The following is an 18,614-nucleotide window of genomic DNA, read 5'->3' as shown; positions in this document are numbered from 1 at the left end:
CGGCGGCCCTCTCGCCTATTCGGCGGCCGGTTCCGCGGCGGGCTCCTCGTCTTCCGACGGGGCCGTGCGGGGCGGTCCCTGCCGGTCGTTCCAGGCGGCGGCGAGGCCGCGGGCGGCCTCGACGATCATCCAGAGCGCCAGTACGAAGATGATCGCGTCGAGCGGCGCGAGCACCCACTCGCCCTGCTCGACGAAGCGGCCCAGGTTCTCGATGAGCGCCCAGGTCGTCATGCCGACCAGGAACACCAGCGGCACGAGGATCGCGATCGGGTTGGCGCGCCGCTTGGTCACCCACACCGCGATCACGGCGAGCGCGAGGCCCGCGAGCAGCTGGTTGGTGGTGCCGAAGAGCTGCCACAGGACGCCGAAGGCGTAACCGGCGTCCTCGCCGCCGGGCATGAGCGCCAAGGCCAGCGGGATGGCGACGGCGACGGCCGTGGCGAGCGTGAGGTGGTTCGCGACCTTCCGCCAGCCGGCCATCTCGGCGATCTCCTGCACCACGTACCGCTGGAGGCGGACGCCGGTGTCCATGGTGGTGGCGGCGAACGAGATGACCACGACCGCGGCGAAGATCGCGGCCACGTCGAGCGGGATGCCGAGGTTGTTGGCGAACACGGCGATGCCGTTCACGAAGTTGGCGGTCGCTCCGCCAGAGGCGGTCGCGAAGTCCGGGTAGAGCGCCTTCCAGTCCGCCTGCGTCGCGGCGACGCCCGCGGTGACCGCCAGGACCGAGCACAGGGCGAGGGTGCCTTCGCCGAGGGCGCCGCCGTAGCCGACGTACTTGGCGTCGGTCTCCTTGTCGAGCTGCTTCGAGGAGGTGCCGGACGAAACGAGGCAGTGGAACCCCGAGATCGCGCCGCACGCCACGGTGATGAACAGGAACGGCCACATGCTCGGGCTGTCCTCGGGCACGGTGTTGAGCGCGGGCGCGACGACCTTGTTCCAACCGACGCCGACGCCGAGGAGCACCAGGGCGAGCGCCACGAACAGCTGGTGCGAGTTGATGTAGTCCCGCGGCTGGAGCAGCATCCACACCGGGATGCGGGCGGCGATGAAGCAGTAGACGAAGAGGATCACGATCCACACGTTGCGCGCGTTGTCGACCCCGAGCCCTTCGGCGAGCGGCGTGATGTCGACCGGGACGGCATCGCCGATCCAGATGAGCACGTACAGGGCCGCGACGCCGAGGAGGCTGGGCACGAGGGCCGCGCCGCGCTTCTTGTGGACGTAGTAGCCGATGGCGATCGCGATGGGGATCTCGCCGAAGATCGGGATCACCGCTCCGGGGTAGGCGACCAGGAGGTTGCCGATGACCACGGCGAACACGGCGTTCACGAGGGTGAGGAGGAAGAAGATGATGACGAGGAACAGGATGCCGGCGCGGCGGCCGATCACGTCCCTGGTGATCGTGCCGATGCCTTTGGCCTTGTGGCGCACGGAGAGCACGAGGGCGCCCATGTCGTGGACGCCGGCGGCGACGATGGTGCCGACGACGATCCAGATGAGCGCGGGCAGCCACCCCCAGTAGACGGCGATGGCCGGGCCGACGATCGGGGCCGCTCCGGCCACCGAGGTGAAGTGGTGTCCGAAGAGGACGTGCTTGTTGGTGGGGACGAAGTCGACCCCGTCGTTGTAGCGGTGGGCGGGGGTCACGTACTCGGGGTCGAGCCGGTAGACCTTCTGCGAGAGGTATCGGGCGTAGAAGAGGAATCCGCACGCGAAGAGCGCGAGGACCGCCATCGCCAGGACCATTGCGGGCATCTTTGCCTCCCAATGTGGTTTGTGATGTGGGCAACACCGGTGCCTCCACGGTAGGGGGGAAGAATCATGCCTGTCAATGTCTTCTGGGGGTTCGGCGACGAATCTCCCGGTTCAGGTGCTGATCTGCGGAGTGCTCATGCAGATGGCTTACGCTGATGGGGATATGGACGCTCCAGGTTTGTTCGACGCCCCCGGTCCGGCCGGGCCGCAGGGCGCTGCCGCAGGAGGCAGCGGCATTCTGGGCACCGGTTCGGCCACCGGGGACGAGCCGCTGGCGGTGCGGATGCGACCACGGACGCTCGACGAGCTCGTGGGCCAGGACCACCTCCTCGGCGCCGGTTCGCCGCTGCGCCAGGTCGTGGAGGGCCGCCAGCCGCTGTCGGTGATCCTGTGGGGCCCGCCCGGCTCCGGCAAGACCACTATCGCGCACCTCGTCGCCCAGTCCGGCGACCGGCGGTTCCGCGCGATGTCCGCCCTGAACTCCGGGGTGAAGGACGTGCGGGCCGCGATCGACGAGGCCCGCCGCATCCGCCGCACCGGCGGCCCCCAGACCATCCTCTTCATCGACGAGGTGCACCGCTTCACCAAGACCCAGCAGGACTCCCTGCTCGGCGCGGTGGAGGACCGCACCATCACGCTCCTGGCCGCCACCACCGAGAACCCCTACTTCTCCGTGGTCGCACCGCTCGTGAGCCGCTGCGTGCTCCTCACCCTCCGGGAACTCGACGCCACCGACATCGGCGAGCTCGTCGACCGGGCGGTGGAGGACGAACGCGGCCTCAACGGCGCGGTCGCCCTGGAGAAGGAGGCCCGCGACCACCTCGTGCGCACGGCCGCAGGCGACGCGCGGAAAGCCTTGACCGCCTTGGAGGCCGCCGCGCTCTCCACGGTGCCGATGCACGGCTCCGCGAGTGCCGCCGAGGATGAGCACCCGCCCGAGATAACCGTCGCGATCGTCGAGGCCGCCATCGACACCGCCGCGGTCCGCTACGACCGCGACGGCGACGGCCACTACGACGTCGCCAGCGCCTTCATCAAGAGCCTTCGCGGTTCCGACGTCGACGCCGCGATGCACTACCTCGCGCGGATGGTCGTCGCGGGGGAGGACCCGCGCTTCATCGCCCGCCGCCTGGTCATCTTCGCGTCAGAGGACATCGGGATGGCCGACCCGACCGCGCTGCTGACGGCCACCGCCGCGGCGACCGCGGTCGAGCGGATCGGCCTGCCCGAGGCGCGCATCAACCTCGCCCAGGCGGTCGCGCACCTCGCCACCGCCCCGAAGTCGAACGCGGTCATCACCGCGATCGACGAGGCGATGCGCGATGTGCGCCAAGGGAAGATCGGCCCCGTCCCGCCCGACCTGCGCGACGCCCACTACAAGGGCGCCGGCGACCTCGGCCACGGCAAGGCCTACGTCTACCCGCACTCCGATCCGCGCGGCGTGGTCCCGCAGCGGTACGCGCCCGACGTGGTCGCCGGGCGCGACTACTACCGGCCGACCCGCCACGGCCGCGAGGCCGAGATCGGCGAGCGGCTCGAGAAGCTGCGCCGGATCGTGCGCAGGCCGTCCGATGGCGACTGACCGCCGCCCCGGGCGCGCGTCCAGCCGCCTCGCGGCGGACCTGGAGCAGTCGGGTGCGCGCATCGAGCGGCTGCGCATGACCGTGGCGGCGATCGCGGTCCTCGCGGTGCTCCTGGTCGCGGCCGTGCTGTGGCTGGGCCGGGCGTTCACCGTGGATCCGACGCGCCGGGCCGCCGACGAGTTGACGGTGCCCGGGTGGGCGGCGGTCAACGTGCACGACGAGACCTACGGGAGCCGCTGGTGCCTGGGGGAGTGCCGGGTCCGCATCCGCACCTGGACTTCCGAAGGCACAGTGGACGACACGGCGAACGAGTACTGGCAGGCGATCCTCAACGCGGGCTGGATCCCGGCCGACCCGGAGCTGTGCGTGGGCGGCCTCGGCGAGGAGGGCTGCTACGTGCGCGACGAGCTGTACCTGGAGTTGTGGGTCGTCCCGGTCGACTGCGGGGACCGGTACGAGCTGTGCGTCGAATCCGAGGTCACAGCCGTGGTCGCGGCCCAGGCGGCCCTGCCGCGCCTCGCCGAGGAGCGCTCGGCGTGATGACGGCTCGCCAGGGCCGCTGAGGCTCCCGAGTGACGGCACGCGGGCTGTCCTGCGCGTGCTGCGCGGCCGTTGACTGGAGTGTGGACTGACCGCCCCGTTGCGCTGGATGTCCGGTACCGCAAGGTAAGGTCGACACCGCGCCGCTCTTTGCGCGAGAGCCCGGCCTGGCCGAAGGCACCGCGCGGCTGGCGCGTTCAGGTCCGAGAGGACCACGCAACCACACAGCAATGCCGGTGGGGCCCACCGGATGGCGACAGGGGGAGACCGTGCCTGAGGAGACCGTGGCAGCAGGATGGACCGGGAGCGTCTGGGAACTGGGGGTCCTGCTCGCGGGGCTCGGGTTCTTCCTCCTGTGCGTGATGCTCGCCTTCCGCCTCATCAACAAGGCCACCGCCACCCTCAACCGCGTCAACAAGACGCTCGACAAGGTCGACCACGAGATCGGGCCGATCCTGCGGAACGTGAACACGAGCCTCGACAACGTCAACGCCTCCCTCGCGCAGGTCGAGGGCGAGCTGGAGAAGGTCGGCACGATCACCGGGAACGCCGCGCACATCTCCTCGAACGTCGCCAACATCACGAGCCTGGTCGTCTCGGCCGTCGGATCGCCGCTGGTCAAGGCCGCCGCGTTCGGGTTCGGCCTCCGCACGGCCGTGAAGAAGCGCAACCAGGACGTCGACGAGCAGCAGGTGCGCCGCATGGTCGAGGCCTCCCGCCAGAGCAAGCGCCAGGCGAAGCGGGCCGCGAAGGCCCGCCAGAAGGCCGGCGAGTAGACAGCCCGTTCGCGGTAAATCAGGTTGAGGAGTAGCCGTGTTGAAACGGATGATCTGGGTAGGCATCGGCATCGCGGTCGGTGTGGTCGCGGTCCGCAAGATCACGAAGGCGGCGGAGTCGGTCACTCCCGGCGGGGTCGCCGAGCGGGTGGGGGACGCCGGTGCTGAAATGAGGGCATCGTTCAAAGCGTTCTGGGCGGACGTCTCTGAGGCCAAGCAGGCCAAAGAGGCCGAGCTGTTCGACGCGATCGAGCGCGGCGAGGACATCACGCCGCTCCTCAGCGAAGAAGAAGAAACGGACGACGCGGCCCGCGGCCGGTTGTTCTAGCAGTTGCGAGCCCTTGAAGGAGGTGCCCCATGGAGACCGCTGAAATCCAACGCCGGTTTCTGAAGTTCTTCGAGTCCAACGGCCATACGGTGGTCCCCAGCGCACCGCTGCCCGCCTTCGAGGACCCGAACCTGCTGTTCGTGCCCGCCGGCATGGTCCCGTTCGTGCCCTACTTCCTGGGCCAGGCGACCCCGGACTGGAACCGCGCCACGTCGGTGCAGAAGTGCATCCGCACGCCCGACATCGACGAGGTCGGCAAGACCTCCCGCCACGGCACGTTCTTCCAGATGAACGGCAACTTCTCCTTCGGGGACTACTTCAAGGAGCAGGCGATCCGCTACGCCTGGGACCTCACCACCGGCTCGGTCGAGTCCGGCGGCCTCGGCCTCGACGGCGACAGGATCTGGGCCACGGTCTACCTCGACGACGACGAGGCGATCGACATCTGGCACAAGCAGATCGGGCTGCCGTTCGACCGCATCGTGCGCCGCGGCCAGGCCGACAACATGTGGTCGATGGGCATCCCCGGCCCGTGCGGCCCCTGCTCCGAGCTGTACTACGACCGCGGCCCCGACTACGGGCCCGAGGGCGGCCCGGAGGTCGACGAGGACCGCTACCTCGAGTTCTGGAACCTCGTGTTCATGCAGAACATCCGCGGCGGCGGCCCCGCCAAGGAGGGCTACGAGGTCACCGGCGACCTGCCGAAGAAGAACATCGACACCGGCATGGGCATGGAGCGCATGGCCGCGCTCCTCCAGGGCGTCGACAACATGTACGAGACCGACCAGGTCCGGCCGATCATCGACAAGGCCTCGGAGCTGACGGGCAAGCGCTACGGCGTCTCGACCTCGCACACCGCCTCCGAGTCCCACCCGGACGACATCCGCTTCCGGGTCATCGGCGACCACGTGCGCTCCTCGCTGATGCTCATCGGCGACGGCGTCGTGCCCTCCAACGAGGGCCGCGGCTACGTGCTGCGCCGCCTCATGCGCCGCGCGATCCGCGCCGTGCGCCTCCTCGGCTACGACAAGCCGGCGATGCCCGAGCTGCTGCCGGTCGCCATGGAGCGCATGTCCACCGCGTACCCCGAGCTCAAGACCGACTTCGAGCGGATCTCCTCCTACGCGTACGGCGAGGAGGAGGCCTTCCTCAAGACCCTCAAGCACGGCACGACGATCCTCGACACCGCCGTGACCGAGACCAAGTCCGAAGGCGGCAGGACGCTCTCGGGCTCCAAGGCGTTCGAGCTGCACGACACGTACGGCTTCCCGATCGACCTGACCCTGGAGATGGCCGAGGAGCAGGGGCTCTCGGTCGACCAGGAGGGCTTCCGCAAGCTCATGACCGAGCAGCGGCAGCGCGCGAAGGCGGACGCGGCGGCCCGCAAGACCGGCCACGCGGACCTGTCCGCGTACTGGCAGCTCCTCCAGGAGCAGGGCCCCACCGACTGGAAGGCCTACGAGACCCTCGAGACCGAGTCGCGCGTGATCGGCGTCCTCAAGGACGGCCAGTCGGTCCCGCTCGCCAAGGCCGGGGACATCGTCGAGGTCGTGCTCGACCGGACCCCGTTCTACGCCGAGTCCGGCGGCCAGCACGCCGACGCCGGCAAGCTCGTCGGCCCGAGCCTGTTCGCCGAGGTCCTCGACGTGCAGCGCCCGGTCAAGAAGCTCGTGGTCCACAAGGTCCGCGTCCTCGAAGGCGAACTCGTCCTGGACGACAAGGTCGAGGCCGCGGTCGACCCGGAGTGGCGCCTCGGCGCGCGCCAGGCGCACTCGGGCACGCATGTGGTCCACGCGGCCCTGCGCGAGGTGCTCGGCCCGACCGCGCTCCAGTCCGGTTCGTTCAACCGCCCCGGCTACCTGCGCCTGGACTTCTCGTGGCGCTCCAAGCTCTCGGACGAGACGAGGAGCGAGATCGAAGAGGTCTCCAACCGCGCCGTCCGCGACGACCTGCCGGTCGCCGTGCAGTACATGACGCTCCCGGAGGCCAAGGACTTCGGCGCGGTCGCGCTGTTCGGCGAGACCTACGACGAGACCGTGCGCGTCGTCGAGATCGGCGGCCCCTGGTCGCGCGAGCTCTGCGGTGGCACGCACGTGGAGCGCTCGGCCCAGATCGGCCCGCTCGTCCTGACGGCCGAGTCCTCGGTCGGCTCCGGCCAGCGCCGCGTCGAGGCCGCCACCGGCATGGAGGCGTACAAGTACCTGGCCCGCGAACGGGACCTCGTCACGCAGATCGCCGAAGAGATCGGCGCCCAGCGCGGCGACGTGCTCGAGCGGGTGCGCGCGATCCTGCAGCGCACCAAGGACGCCGAGCGCGAGCTGGCGAACCTCCAGGCGAAGGCCGTCTCCGGCCGTGCCGCGGAGTTCGCCGCGAACGCGAAGCAGGTCGGGGCCGTCAAGGTCGCGGCCGTGCAGGCGCCCGAGGGCACCAAGGGCGGCGACGTCCGCAACCTCGCCATGCAGATCCGCGGGCACCTGCCCGAGGACCAGCCCGGTGTCGCCGCGGTCGTCGCGACCGCCGGCGGCAAGGCCAGCATCGTCGTCGCGGCCAACAAGGCCGCGCAGGCGCAGCACGTCTCGGCGCAGGCGCTCGTGAAGGCCGCGCTGTCCGGCAAGGGCGGCGGCAACGACGAGGTCGCCCAGGGCGGCGGGGTCCCCGCCGACCAGGCCGCGCAGCTGCTCGCGGCCGTCACCGGCGCGATCAACTCCTAGATGAGCGACACAGCGAACGGCCCCGCGTCCAGCGCTTGGACGCGGGGCCGCCGTCTCGGCGTCGATCTGGGCAAAGCGCGCATCGGCGTCGCCGTGTGCGATCCGGACGGACTCATCGCCACTCCAGTCGCGACGGTTCGTCGCGACCTCAAAACCGCTGGTGAGGACATTCCGAGCGATATCCGGGAAATCGCCGAAACGGCCCGCGAATACGAGGTTGTCGAAATCGTCGTTGGCCTACCCGTTACTCTTTCGGGTGAGGAGGGGCCGGCAGCCGCCCACACCCGAGCCTGGGTGGAGCGATTCGCCGACCACGTCTCACCCGTTCCGGTGACCCTGACCGATGAGCGCATGACCACCGCCGTCGCGACACGCAGACTCAATGAAGGCGGCGTGCGCGGCAGACGGAAGCGCTCCATCGTCGACCAGGCGGCGGCGGTGGAGATCCTCCAGCAATGGTTGGACCAGCGGCGGAGGTAGAGAACAGGATGCTCGGCGATTTTAGGACCGAGGACGAGCGGGCGGACGCTCCCCGGAGCCACCGCCGCAAGGACTCCGGCAAGTCCCTGATCGCCATGACCCTGGTCGTGGCCTTGTTCGCCGTCGTCGGCGTCGGCGGCTGGTGGGCGTACAACAACATCATCAAGGACTTCTTCGTCGCCGAGGACTACGTCGGCGACGGCAACGGCAACCAGGTGGTCATCACCGTCGAAGAGGGCTGGTTCGTCTCCGACATCGCCGATGAACTCGAAGCCCAAGGGGTGGTCGCCTCCGCGAAGGCGTTCCTCAACGCGTCCGAGGACGCGAACAACGCAGGGCAGTCCATCCAGGCGGGCTCCTACGCGATGGAGGAGGAGATGTCCGCCGCCGCCGCGCTGGAGTTCATGACCGACCCCGCGAACCTGACGCTCGACCATGTCGTGGTCCCCGAAGGGAAGCGCTCGTTCGAGATCTACGAGATCCTCTCCGGGTACACCGGCGTCCCGGTCGAGGAATTCGAGGCCGCCGCGCAGGACCCGGAGGCGCTCGGCGTCGACCCGATCTGGTTCGAGGGGTTCTCCGACCGGCAGGTCAAGTCCGTGGAGGGCTTCCTCTTCCCCTCCGCCTACGAGTTCGACGAGACCATGACCGCCGAGCAGATGCTGACCGAGATGGTCAAGCGCTTCAACGAGACCATCGAGGAGATCGGCTTCCTCGACAAGCTCGCCGGCATCCAGGACCCCGACCCCGACTACGACCCGAGCGCCAACGAGAACCAGACCTTCTACCCGCCGACCAACGGCGAGTTCAAGATCCAGCCCTGGATGGCGCTCCAGGTCGCCTCGATCGTCCAGTCCGAGTCCGGCATCGCCAGCGACGACCCGAAGATCGCCCAGGTCATGTACAACAAGATGTACATCAACCCGTACTCGCACGAGCAGACCAACTGCAACTGCTTCGAGTCCGAGGCCATCTGGAACTACGGCCGCCTGCTCAACGGGGAGGAGGCGATCACCTCCGGCGAGGAGATCGCCTGGTACGACGTCATGCGCGACCCCGACAACCCCTGGTCGCCCAGTGCACCGGAGCACGCCGGCTACCTCCCGAGCGCCATTTCCAACCCCGGCGCGGCCGCGCTGGAATCCGCGGTGAGTCCCGAGCCGAACGACTACCTGTTCTTCGTGACCGCCTACCCCGACGGCTCCGCCTACTTCTCGGAGACCCTCCAGGAGCACAACGAGGTGGGCATCCCGCTCGCCGAGGACAACGGGATCCAGTAGTGCGCGCCGCCGTCCTCGGGAAGCCCATCGAGCACTCGCTCTCGCCGGTCATCCACAACGCCGGGTACGTCGCCGCCGGACTCGCGGACTGGACGTACACACGCCACGAGTGCGACGAGCCCGCGCTCGCCCGCTTCGTCGACTCGCTCGACGACACCTGGGCCGGGCTCTCGCTCACCATGCCGCTCAAGGAGATCGCCCTCAGCGTCGCCGATGAGGCGACGCCCGTGGCCGCGGCGATCGGGGCGGCCAACACGCTCGTCCTGCGCGGCGGGCGGCGCGTCGCCGACAACACCGACGCGCCCGGGATCGTGGACGCGCTGGCGGAGGTCGGACTGCGCGAGGCGGACGAGGTCGCCGTGCTCGGCGCGGGCGGTTCGGCCCGCGCCGCGCTGGCCGCGGCGCAGTCGATCGGCGCGGGCGCCGTGCAGGTCTACGCCCGCCGTCGCGAGGCGATCGCCGAGCTCGAGCCGGTCGCTTCGGCGCTCGGCCTCCGGCTCGAGGCCCGCAGCTGGGAGGAGGCGGTGCGCGCAGGCGACGCCGACCTCGTGATCGCGACGGTCCCGAAGGGCGTCACGGACGAGCTGCGCCTCAAGTGGAAGCCCGGCGCCGTCCTGTTCGACATCCTCTACGACCCGTGGCCGACGCCGCTGGCCGCCGAGGCCGAACGCCAAGGGGTGCAGGTCCTCGACGGGCTCGCGCTGCTGCTCGCGCAGGCGGTGCGGCAGTGGACGCAGTTCACCGGCCTCGACGAGGCCCCGGTCACGGCGATGCGCGCGGCGCTCTACGGGGCGGTACCGTCGAGGGCAGTCACGAACCGCCCCGACCGCTGAATCGAGACCGGCATGGACCACACCTTCCTCTACGACGGCGACTGCGCGTTCTGCACCCAGTCCGCGCAGTTCCTGGAGAAGCACGTCCGCACCACCGCGAAGGTCACGCCCTGGCAGTGGGCCGACCTCGACACGCTCGGCGTGACCCAGGACGAGGCCGAAGCGGCGGTGATCTGGATCGAGCCGGACTTCAAGCAGGCCGGGCCGGACGCGATCGCGGTGCTGCTGCGCCGCGCCCAGTGGTACTGGAAGCCGATCGGCGGGGTCCTCTCGCTCAAGCCCGTGTCGTGGCTCGCCTGGCCGGTGTACCGGCTCGTGTCCCGCAACCGCCACAAGCTTCCGGGCGGCACCGCCGCGTGCTCGCTGCCGCAGGCCGAACGGGACCGCCTCGCCGGCCTGTGACGTTCCGTCTCGGGTGGAATTATCCGGATATGACATACTCGCTCGGTGCCGAAAGCAGCCGCCGAGCCACCGTTGACGCGCCGAGGGAAGCTCGTGCGCATCGCGGCCACCTTCGCCATGACCCTCGCCCTCATGGCGACCTCGCTGTGGGGCACCGATGACTTCTTCCCGTTCGCGCCGTTCAAGATGTACTCGCACGCGCACGACCCCGACGGCTGGGCCAACAGCACCGGCCTGATCCTCACCGACGCCACGGGCCGCAGCTTCCCCATCGGCGACAACGACACCGGGTTCCGCCGCGCCGAACTCGAAGGCCAGCTGGACCGCTTCCGCGAGGACCCCGGACTCCTCGCGCTCATCGCCGAGGCCTACGAGGACGCCCACCCCGACAGCCCCGAGATCGTGGCCGCCGAAGTCGTGGTCGTCCGCTACGAGCTCAAGGACGGCGAACGCACCGGCGCCGAGACCGTCGAGGTCGCCGCCGCCTGGACCGAGGACTCGCCATGACCCGGTACGTGAACGGCTTCTTCTTCACGCCCGTGGCCCTCGGCCGGGTCGCCGCGATGCGCTTCCTCGCGGGGCTCTTCGTCTGGATCGAATGGTGGGCGTACAAGCCGTTCATCATCCAGCACCGCTTCCTGCCCGAGGACCTCTACCAGCCGCTGCTCATCGGCCGCGTCCTGCCGATCCCGGCCCCGAACTACTGGATCGTCACCGGCACGCTCGCGGTGTGCCTCGCGGCCGCGCTGCCGGTCATGTTCGGGTACCGCCCGCGCCTGTTCGGGTGGATCCTCTTCATCGCGTACTTCGAGTGGATGCTCATCTACAACTCGTACGGAAAAGTGGACCACGCGAGCTTCGGCTTCATGGTGCTCCTGCTCGTGCTCTGCATGATGCCCGCAGCCCGCTGGGGCGATCGCGAGCACGTCTCCGAACGCGTCGGCTGGGGCTTCAACCTGGTGCAGATCGCCGTGGTGTGCACGTACTTCCTCTCGACCTGGTCCAAGTTCCGCTACGGCGGCTTCGACTGGGCCGACTCCGGGGTCTTCACCTGGGCGATCATCCGCCGCGGCACGGTCTTCTCGGACTGGATGCTGGACTTCCCGCAGCTCCTCACCGCCGCCCAGTGGGGCATGGTCGCGTTCGAGCTGCTCACCCCGCTGGTGCTCTTCGTCTACCCCTGGAAGCGGATCCAGTACGCGATCATCGCGTTCTTCTACGCCTTCCACGTGGCGATCTTCGCCGCACTCACGATCAGCTTCCTCCCGCACCTGTTCGCGATGGCCTGCTTCCTGCCGCTCGAACGCGTCGACCCGAAGGACCTCGCCCGCCGCGCCCGCGCGAAGCTCAAGGGCCGCAAAGGCAGTCCCGACCAGCACGAACGCGGCGGTACCGACCCGGAACTCACCGCGACCGGCTGACTCGGGCGGGTCCACCGTGGCACACCCGTGCCATACTCTTGCCGTGGATACCCAGTACGCGACGGTCCGGCCCCGCGGGCGCGCCGTGCGAGTCACGATCTCCCTGGTCGTGGTCGCCCTCGTCACCGCCACCACCTTCTGGGGCGGCGACGACTTCTTCCCCTTCGCGCCCTTCAAGATGTACTCCTCCTCCATGGAGCTCGACGGCTGGGCCGGATCGACCCGCGTCGAGGCCGTCAACGAAGAAGGCGAGCGGTTCAAGCTCACCGAGGCCGCCACCGGCTTCCGCCGCGCCGAACTGGAAGGCCAGAAGAGCCGGTTCATCGAGAACCCCGCCCTCCTGGAGTACATCGCCCAGGCGTACGAGAACACCAACCCCGACAAGCCCGAGATCGTCACCGTCGAGATCATCGAACGCCGCTACCGGCTCGAGGACGGCCACCAGACCGGCGAGGTCACCGAGGTCGTCGAGGCCGCCTACACCCGCGAAGGAGCCGATGCATGACGCCGCTGCCGCTCGCGCAGAAGTCCGCCGGCTGGTTCTTCCAGCCCGTCGCGCTCGGCCGCGTCGCCGCGATGCGCTTCCTCGCCGGGGCGTTCATCTGGGTCGACTGGTGGTGGTACATGCCGTGGATCCTCGGCCACCGCCACGTCCCCGGCGAGCTCTACCAGCCGCTGTTCATCGCCCGCGTCCTCCCGGTCTTCCCCGTCCCGAGCTACTGGCTCGTCGTCGGGACCCTCGTCGTGCTCCTCGCGGCCTCGATCCCCATGATGTTCAACAAGGCCCCGCGCCTGTTCGGCTGGATCTGCGCGGTCGCCTACTTCGAGTGGATGATCATCGCGATGTCCTACGGGAAGGTCGACCACGGCAAGTTCGGCTTCCTCATCCTGCTGTTCCTCCTGCCCACCATGCCGAAGGCCCGCTGGGGCGACCGCAAGCACCTCTCCGAGCACGTCGGCTGGGGCTTCAACCTCGTCCAGATCGGCGTGGTCTGCACCTACTTCTTCGCGGCCTGGGCCAAGATCCGCTACGGCGGCTGGGAATGGGTCAACTCCGCGACCATGACCTGGGCGATCATCCGCCGCGGCACCGAGTTCTCGACCTGGCTCCTCGACTACCCGTGGATGCTGCGCCTCTCCCAATGGGGGATGGTCGGCTTCGAACTGCTCAGTCCCATCGTCTTGTTCGTGGCCGCCAAACGGCTCAAGTACGGCATCGTCGCGTTCTTCTACCTCTTCCATCTCACGGTGTTCCTCGCCGTCGAGATCAGCTTCCTGCCCCACATGGTCGCGATGGCCTGCTTCCTCCCGCTGGAGCGCATCAACCCGCGTGAGCTGATTCGCAATGCGCCGGGGCTGCCCGGCCGGATCCGCCGGAAACTCAAGGCCCGCAAGGCCGTACCAGCGCAGACACGCTCCGGCGACCCGGTTCCGGAGGCCGAGCCCGCGTCCTGACCCGCGGAAAACGAGTGGCCCGCTCCCACCGAACCTCCATACGGTGGGGGCATGCCGATTCTCGAAGCCCAAGCCCTCACCAAGACCTTCCGCAGGCCCGACAAGGACTCGGGGTTCAAGGGCGCCATGCGGCACCTGATGCAGCGCAAGTACAAGAACTACACCGCGGTCGACGGCATCGACCTCTCGATCGACGCGGGCGAATCGGTGGCCTACGTCGGACCCAACGGCGCGGGCAAGTCCACCACGGTCAAGCTCCTCACCGGCATCCTGCGCCCCTCCGAGGGCACCGTTCGGGTGATGGGCCGCGACCCGCACACCGAGCGCATCGCCAACGCCCACGACATCGGCGTCCTCTTCGGCCAGCGCACCCAGCTGTGGTGGGACCTGCCCGTGGAGGAGTCCCTTAAGCTCCTCAAGCACATGTACGGCGTCTCCGACGCCGACTACAAGCGTCGCATCGCCAGGTTCGACGAGCTGCTCGACCTGAACGAGTTCATGCCCGCGCTCGCGCGCACCCTCTCCCTGGGCCAGCGCATGCGCGCCGACCTGGCGTGCGCGCTCATCCACGACCCCAAGATGGTCTACCTCGACGAGCCGACCATCGGCCTCGACATCTCCGTGAAGGACCGCCTCCGCGCGTTCCTGCGCGAACTCGTCAACGACGGCACCACGCTGCTGCTCACCAGCCACGACCTGGCCGACATCGAAGAGGTCTGCGAGCGGATCGTCGTGATCGACAAGGGCGCCATCGCTTACGACGGCTCGATCGAGCGGCTCAAGGCGCACTACATCACCACCAAGGCCGTGAACCTCTACCTCGAAGGCACCGCGGACGTGCCGGCGCTGGCCGAGAAGTTCCCCGACTACGAGTGGACCGCCGGCGAAGCGCCGTCCGAGGTCACCGTGACGTACGAGTCGAACCGCTTCACCACCGCCGAGGTCCTCGGCTCGCTCACCGCCCAGCTCTCCCCGCGGGACCTCTCGCTCTCGGAGCCGAGCATCGAGGACGTCATCCGCCGCCTGTACGCCGGGGAACTCACCAAATGACCCGGACTCCCCGCCCCACCCGACCGCGCAACGCACCGAACCGGAGCAGACGAAGATGACCCACGCCTTCGCGGTCGACCGCGCGCTCGTGGTCATCGCGTTCAAGCGGCGGCTCGCCTACAAGTCCGGCTGGATCTTCGGCCTGGCGCTCGGCGGCGGCTCGATGCTCATCTCGATGGCCATGTGGCAGAACCTGCTCGGCGCCGGTTCGCTGAACGGCTACGACTGGGCCTCGATGCGCGCGTACACCATCATCGGCTTCGTCGCCGCCACCATGGTCTTCGGCGCCGCCGACTTCCAGATCGCCGACCGCATCCTCGACGGCCACATCGCGGTCGACATGACCAAGCCCGTCGACTTCCAGCGGGCCCGCGCCGCCGAGTACGTCGGCTCGATGATCTCCACCGCCCCGACCGCCGCGCTCGGCGTCCTCGGCGCCTGGATCCTGTTCGACCCGCCCGGACCGGCCACGCCGACGGCGGGCCTGCTCACCGCCCTCAGCTTCGTGCTCCTGTTCCCGCTGGCCTTCGGCATCACCTACCTCTCGGTCCTGGTGTGCTTCTGGACCAAGCGGTACCTCGGGATCATGTGGCTGCGCGAAGCCCTGCTCAGCTTCTTCTCCGGACTCATGATCCCGCTCGCGTTCATGCCCGGCTGGCTGCAGGCCGCGGCCTGGGCCCTGCCGTTCCCGCACTTCACGACCACCCCGGCCGCGATCTACCTGGGCCGGGTCGACACCGCGGGCGCGCTCGGACTCCTCGCCGCCGAGGCCGCCTGGGTCGTCGGCCTCTGGTACGCGGGCCGGCTCGTCTTCCGGTTCGCGGTAAAGAAAGTGACGGTCCACGGTGGCTGACGCCCTGCCCATCAAACGGTCCGTGCCGATCCGGCACGCCTCCGGCGTCTACCTGCGCGCGCTGGCGGCGCACGTCCGCTCCGTCATGGAATACCCGGCCGACCTGTGGATCATGGCCACGGCAGGGGCGGTGTGGAACGTCCTCCAGTTCGCGTTCCTCGCCGTGCTGTTCGCCAACATCCCGAGCATCGAAGGCTGGGACTTCCACGAGATGCTCATGCTCTCGGGCCTCCTGAGCATCGCCGGCGGCGCGAACGCGCTGTGCTTCGACGGCGCCTGGAACACCGGCAGCATGGTCATCAAGGGCGACATCGACTACCGGATCACCCGGCCCGCCCCGGTGATCCTCCAGGTCGGGTCGTCCCACATCGGACTCCAGTCGTTCGGCGAACTGGCACTCGGTCTCGCAATGCTCGTCTACGGCTGGATCGGCGCGGGAGTCGGCCTGGCGTGGATCCCGGTCGGCGCCCTGGCGATCGTCTGCGCGGCCCTCACCCAGACGGCGCTCGTGACCGCACTCTGCGCGCTGAACTTCTGGATCAAGAGCCCGATGTCGATCTTCGCGTTCCTCCTGATCCAGCTCCAGGGCGGCGCGATGAAGCTGCCGCTCGGCGTGTTCCCCGTGGCGGTCAGGATCATCTCGCTGTTCATCGTGCCGGTCGCGTTCATCAACGTCGTCCCCGTCGCGGTCTTCACCGGCCACATGAACGTCTGGTGGCTGGTCGGCGTGCCGCTCGCCGCGGTCGCAGCGGTCGCGCTGGCCGCCGGCATGTACCGGCTCGGCCTGCGCGCCTACGACTCGGCGGGGCACTGACATGGCGAGCATCGACCTGGCGTTCGCGACGATCGCGTTCAAGCGCAAGATCGCCTACAAGGGCACCTGGCTGTTCTCCGTCCTCTTCGGCGGCTTCTCGCTCCTGGCCGGCCTGGCCGTGTGGAGCCATCTCATCGGCGACGGCGAGCTGGGCGGCTACGACTGGGACGCGATGAAGGCGTACCTGATCATCGGCTTCCTCACTTCGACGCTCGCGTGGGCGGGCTCGGACTGGGAGATGGCGAACCGGATCCTCGACGGGATGGTCGCCATCGACCTGACCAAGCCCGTCGACTTCCAGCGGGCGCGGGCCGCCGAATACATCGGCGGCATGGCGGCCTCGGTCCCGGCGGCGGTCCTCGGCACGGCCGCGGCGGCGCTGGCCTTCCAGCCCGCGGCCCCGGCATCGCCGCTCGCCGCGGTCCTCACCGTGCTCAGCCTGCTGTTCATCTTCCCGCTGGCGTTCGGCATCAACTACCTCGCTGTCATGGCCTGCTTCCTGACCCAGCGGTACCTCGGCATCCAGTGGGCGCGGGACTGCATCCTGGCGTTCTTCTCGGGGCTGATGATCCCGATCGCGCTCATGCCGCTCTGGCTCCAGACGATCGCGTGGTGGCTGCCGTTCGTGCACTTCACAACCACACCCGCGTCCATCTACCTCGGCCGCGTCGACACCGGTGCGGCCCTCGGCCTCATCGTGGTCGAGGCCGCCTGGTCGGTCGGCCTGCTGCTCCTCTCCCGCCTCATCTGGGGGCGGCTCGTCAAGAAGGTGACCATCCATGGCGGTTAAGGACGCAGTACACGCGGGCGGCGTCTACCGCCGCTCGATCGGCGCGTACCTCCGCACGATCGCGGAGTACCCGGCGGACTTCTGGGTCATGGCGATCGCCGGGTGCTTCTGGCAGATCCTCAGCTTCTCGTTCCTGTCGATCCTGTTCCGGAACGTGAACGCCATCCAAGGCTGGGACTACCACGAGATGCTGCTCCTGGCCGGGTTCGTGTCGGTCTCCTTCGGCTCGACCGCGCTGCTGTGGGACGGCATCTGGGACACCGGCGCGATGATCGTCCAAGGCGACCTGGACTACCGCATCACCCGGCCCGCGCCGGTGCTGATCCAGGTGGGCTCCAAGCATGTCGGGATGCAGGTCTTCGGCGAGGTGTCGCTCGGCCTGGGGATGCTCGTCTACGGCTGGATCGGCTCGGGCGTCGGCCTCGCGGCCGTCCCTGTCGGAGTGTTCCTGCTGTTCTGCGGCATAGTGATCCAGGCGGCGCTGCTGACGATCGCGAACGCGGCGAACTTCTGGATGCAGGGCCGGTCCCCGGTCGTCGCGTTCCTGCTCACCGAGATCCAGAACGAGTCCATGCGGTTCCCGCTCACGATCTTCCCGATCGCGGTCCGCATCGCCCTCACCTTCGGCCTGCCGCTCGCGTTCGCCAGCTTCATCCCGGTCCAGATCCTCACCGGCAAGACCGACCCCTGGTGGCTCATCGCCCCGCCGATCGCGGCGGCGGCCACCGTCCTCCTCGCCGTCCTCGTCTTCCGGGCGGGCCTGAAAGCCTACGACTCCGCCGGGCACTGATCCGAACACTTTGCAATGGTCAGGAAGGCGAGGCGACCTTGATGCCGTTGAGGCTCGCTACTTCGAGGAGTCGCTTGTCGTAGACGATCATCCACTCGATGTCCTCGCGCTCACGGAGCACCGACGCGAGATGTATCGCGTCAAGCGATCGAAGCGACGGAGGCTGACAGGTTGCGGCGAACTCAAGGATGCTCTCCGAGAGAGGGATGCGGATCATGCGCGAGAGTCGTTGCTGTGCCTGCAGCAACGCCGTTGGCTCCTGCCGCATCACACCGCGGAGCAGCTCCACTCGAGTCAGATCGCTGGTCGCCCAATCGTGTCCTGGATGTGCCTTCAACCAGTCCACGAGTGCCTGAGATTCAGCCTCGGCGACGACCAGCTTCATCAAGGCCGAGGTGTCGAGGTAGATCACACCCGGTCCTCTCGGAGCTCATCCAGGATCTCCTGGCTGGACCGCACCGGAGAGGTTGGAACGACGATCGGAATGTCCATCGGATCCCCGGCGACTTCGGGTGCGAGGAGGCGCCCGGAACGAATCTTCGCCTGAATCCTGTCACCGCTCGTGTCGTCGATCGGCACGAGCTTCGCCGCTGGTTTGCCGTGGTTGGTCACGATCAGCTCGTGGCCTTGGTTGACCCAGGCCAGGTACTTGCCGGCGTTCTGGCGAAGTTCGCGAACACCGATCTCGCTAGGTTCTTTGAGTCCCATATTGGTAACCGTATCATTATTTGCGTATCAAGTCCGGGA

The 18,614-nt window shown here is 68.7% G+C and carries 21 protein-coding genes; 18 read left to right on the top strand and 3 right to left on the bottom strand.

Features of this window, described 5'->3' with window-relative positions:
- Positions 1-15: 15 nt before the first annotated feature.
- Positions 16-1,761, bottom strand: coding sequence for a carbon starvation protein A (locus tag AB0I03_RS00360; RefSeq protein ID WP_360403987.1), 1,746 nt, complete (start codon positions 1,759-1,761; stop codon positions 16-18).
- A 163-nt stretch (positions 1,762-1,924) separates the two neighbouring features.
- On the opposite strand from AB0I03_RS00360, the gene AB0I03_RS00355 reads away from it, so the two are divergent.
- From AB0I03_RS00355 to AB0I03_RS00270, 18 genes are all read left to right on the top strand, one after another.
- Positions 1,925-3,343 (top strand): replication-associated recombination protein A, encoded by a 1,419-nt coding sequence (locus AB0I03_RS00355; protein WP_360403984.1) that lies wholly within the window; start codon positions 1,925-1,927, stop codon positions 3,341-3,343.
- Positions 3,333-3,884, top strand: coding sequence for a hypothetical protein (locus AB0I03_RS00350; RefSeq protein WP_360403981.1), 552 nt, complete (start codon positions 3,333-3,335; stop codon positions 3,882-3,884). Before AB0I03_RS00355 ends, AB0I03_RS00350 begins: the two co-directional genes overlap by 11 nt.
- 284 nt (positions 3,885-4,168) lie before the next feature.
- Positions 4,169-4,660 carry a DUF948 domain-containing protein gene (locus tag AB0I03_RS00345; RefSeq protein ID WP_360403978.1) on the top strand — a complete coding sequence of 164 codons (492 nt, stop codon included), beginning with the start codon at positions 4,169-4,171 and terminating at the stop codon, positions 4,658-4,660.
- Positions 4,661-4,697: 37 nt separating this feature from the next.
- Complete coding sequence (locus tag AB0I03_RS00340) at positions 4,698-4,988, top strand: hypothetical protein (protein WP_360403975.1); 291 nt, start codon at positions 4,698-4,700, stop codon at positions 4,986-4,988.
- Between the two features lie 29 nt (positions 4,989-5,017).
- Complete coding sequence (gene alaS, locus AB0I03_RS00335; protein ID WP_360403972.1) at positions 5,018-7,699, top strand: alanine--tRNA ligase; 2,682 nt, start codon at positions 5,018-5,020, stop codon at positions 7,697-7,699.
- A complete protein-coding gene (gene ruvX, locus AB0I03_RS00330; protein WP_360403969.1) occupies positions 7,700-8,179 on the top strand; it encodes a Holliday junction resolvase RuvX in 480 nt (159 codons plus the stop codon). It begins immediately after the preceding gene.
- Positions 8,155-9,459, top strand: coding sequence for an endolytic transglycosylase MltG (locus AB0I03_RS00325; protein ID WP_360403966.1), 1,305 nt, complete (start codon positions 8,155-8,157; stop codon positions 9,457-9,459). The genes ruvX and AB0I03_RS00325 overlap by 25 nt, the downstream gene beginning before the upstream one ends.
- Positions 9,459-10,292: a shikimate dehydrogenase gene (locus AB0I03_RS00320; protein ID WP_360403963.1), complete on the top strand. Its 834-nt coding sequence runs from the start codon at positions 9,459-9,461 to the stop codon at positions 10,290-10,292. Before AB0I03_RS00325 ends, AB0I03_RS00320 begins: the two co-directional genes overlap by 1 nt.
- 12 nt (positions 10,293-10,304) lie before the next feature.
- Positions 10,305-10,694 (top strand): DUF393 domain-containing protein, encoded by a 390-nt coding sequence (locus AB0I03_RS00315; RefSeq protein WP_360403960.1) that lies wholly within the window; start codon positions 10,305-10,307, stop codon positions 10,692-10,694.
- A gap of 45 nt (positions 10,695-10,739) precedes the next feature.
- On the top strand, positions 10,740-11,201 hold the full coding sequence (locus AB0I03_RS00310) for a hypothetical protein (protein ID WP_360403957.1): 462 nt from the start codon (positions 10,740-10,742) through the stop codon (positions 11,199-11,201).
- Positions 11,198-12,115 (top strand): MFS transporter permease, encoded by a 918-nt coding sequence (locus AB0I03_RS00305; RefSeq protein ID WP_360403954.1) that lies wholly within the window; start codon positions 11,198-11,200, stop codon positions 12,113-12,115. The genes AB0I03_RS00310 and AB0I03_RS00305 overlap by 4 nt, the downstream gene beginning before the upstream one ends.
- Positions 12,116-12,158: 43 nt before the next feature.
- Positions 12,159-12,620 (top strand): hypothetical protein, encoded by a 462-nt coding sequence (locus AB0I03_RS00300; protein ID WP_360403951.1) that lies wholly within the window; start codon positions 12,159-12,161, stop codon positions 12,618-12,620.
- The gene (locus tag AB0I03_RS00295) at positions 12,617-13,570 is read left to right on the top strand and encodes an MFS transporter permease (protein ID WP_360403948.1); all 954 of its coding nucleotides are present in this window, start codon (positions 12,617-12,619) and stop codon (positions 13,568-13,570) included. Before AB0I03_RS00300 ends, AB0I03_RS00295 begins: the two co-directional genes overlap by 4 nt.
- Positions 13,571-13,621: 51 nt before the next feature.
- A complete protein-coding gene (locus AB0I03_RS00290; RefSeq protein ID WP_360403945.1) occupies positions 13,622-14,620 on the top strand; it encodes an ATP-binding cassette domain-containing protein in 999 nt (332 codons plus the stop codon).
- A gap of 55 nt (positions 14,621-14,675) precedes the next feature.
- Positions 14,676-15,473 (top strand): ABC-2 family transporter protein, encoded by a 798-nt coding sequence (locus AB0I03_RS00285; RefSeq protein ID WP_360403942.1) that lies wholly within the window; start codon positions 14,676-14,678, stop codon positions 15,471-15,473.
- Entirely contained in the window at positions 15,466-16,287 is an 822-nt protein-coding gene (locus AB0I03_RS00280) for an ABC-2 family transporter protein (RefSeq protein WP_360403939.1), read from the top strand. The genes AB0I03_RS00285 and AB0I03_RS00280 overlap by 8 nt, the downstream gene beginning before the upstream one ends.
- A 1-nt stretch (position 16,288) precedes the next feature.
- Positions 16,289-17,077, top strand: coding sequence for an ABC-2 family transporter protein (locus tag AB0I03_RS00275; RefSeq protein ID WP_360403936.1), 789 nt, complete (start codon positions 16,289-16,291; stop codon positions 17,075-17,077).
- Positions 17,067-17,867 (top strand): ABC-2 family transporter protein, encoded by an 801-nt coding sequence (locus AB0I03_RS00270; RefSeq protein ID WP_360403933.1) that lies wholly within the window; start codon positions 17,067-17,069, stop codon positions 17,865-17,867. The genes AB0I03_RS00275 and AB0I03_RS00270 overlap by 11 nt, the downstream gene beginning before the upstream one ends.
- A gap of 19 nt (positions 17,868-17,886) precedes the next feature.
- On the opposite strand, the gene AB0I03_RS00265 is transcribed toward AB0I03_RS00270, so the two are convergent.
- A complete protein-coding gene (locus AB0I03_RS00265; RefSeq protein WP_360403930.1) occupies positions 17,887-18,279 on the bottom strand; it encodes a type II toxin-antitoxin system VapC family toxin in 393 nt (130 codons plus the stop codon).
- Complete coding sequence (locus AB0I03_RS00260; protein ID WP_360403927.1) at positions 18,276-18,575, bottom strand: type II toxin-antitoxin system prevent-host-death family antitoxin; 300 nt, start codon at positions 18,573-18,575, stop codon at positions 18,276-18,278. Before AB0I03_RS00260 ends, AB0I03_RS00265 begins: the two co-directional genes overlap by 4 nt.
- Between the last annotated feature and the right edge of the window lie 39 nt (positions 18,576-18,614).

It is taken from the genome of Glycomyces sp. NPDC021274 (assembly GCF_040641195.1).
Lineage (GTDB): Bacteria > Actinomycetota > Actinomycetes > Mycobacteriales > Micromonosporaceae > Glycomyces.
This window is presented reverse-complemented; position numbering and strand designations above follow the sequence as displayed.

Bases quoted from the DNA above. Each gene is read 5' to 3' on its own strand.
- AB0I03_RS00295 (WP_360403948.1), top strand. From the start codon at position 12,617: ATGACGCCGCTGCCGCTCGCGCAGAAGTCCGCCGGCTGGTTCTTCCAG.
- AB0I03_RS00360 (WP_360403987.1), bottom strand. From the start codon at position 1,761: ATGCCCGCAATGGTCCTGGCGATGGCGGTCCTCGCGCTCTTCGCGTGC.
- AB0I03_RS00285 (WP_360403942.1), top strand. From the start codon at position 14,676: ATGACCCACGCCTTCGCGGTCGACCGCGCGCTCGTGGTCATCGCGTTC.
- AB0I03_RS00315 (WP_360403960.1), top strand. From the start codon at position 10,305: ATGGACCACACCTTCCTCTACGACGGCGACTGCGCGTTCTGCACCCAG.
- ruvX (WP_360403969.1), top strand. From the start codon at position 7,700: ATGAGCGACACAGCGAACGGCCCCGCGTCCAGCGCTTGGACGCGGGGC.
- AB0I03_RS00270 (WP_360403933.1), top strand. From the start codon at position 17,067: ATGGCGGTTAAGGACGCAGTACACGCGGGCGGCGTCTACCGCCGCTCG.
- alaS (WP_360403972.1), top strand. From the start codon at position 5,018: ATGGAGACCGCTGAAATCCAACGCCGGTTTCTGAAGTTCTTCGAGTCC.
- AB0I03_RS00290 (WP_360403945.1), top strand. From the start codon at position 13,622: ATGCCGATTCTCGAAGCCCAAGCCCTCACCAAGACCTTCCGCAGGCCC.
- AB0I03_RS00275 (WP_360403936.1), top strand. From the start codon at position 16,289: ATGGCGAGCATCGACCTGGCGTTCGCGACGATCGCGTTCAAGCGCAAG.
- AB0I03_RS00325 (WP_360403966.1), top strand. From the start codon at position 8,155: ATGGTTGGACCAGCGGCGGAGGTAGAGAACAGGATGCTCGGCGATTTT.
- AB0I03_RS00355 (WP_360403984.1), top strand. From the start codon at position 1,925: ATGGACGCTCCAGGTTTGTTCGACGCCCCCGGTCCGGCCGGGCCGCAG.
- AB0I03_RS00260 (WP_360403927.1), bottom strand. From the start codon at position 18,575: ATGGGACTCAAAGAACCTAGCGAGATCGGTGTTCGCGAACTTCGCCAG.
- AB0I03_RS00350 (WP_360403981.1), top strand. From the start codon at position 3,333: ATGGCGACTGACCGCCGCCCCGGGCGCGCGTCCAGCCGCCTCGCGGCG.
- AB0I03_RS00305 (WP_360403954.1), top strand. From the start codon at position 11,198: ATGACCCGGTACGTGAACGGCTTCTTCTTCACGCCCGTGGCCCTCGGC.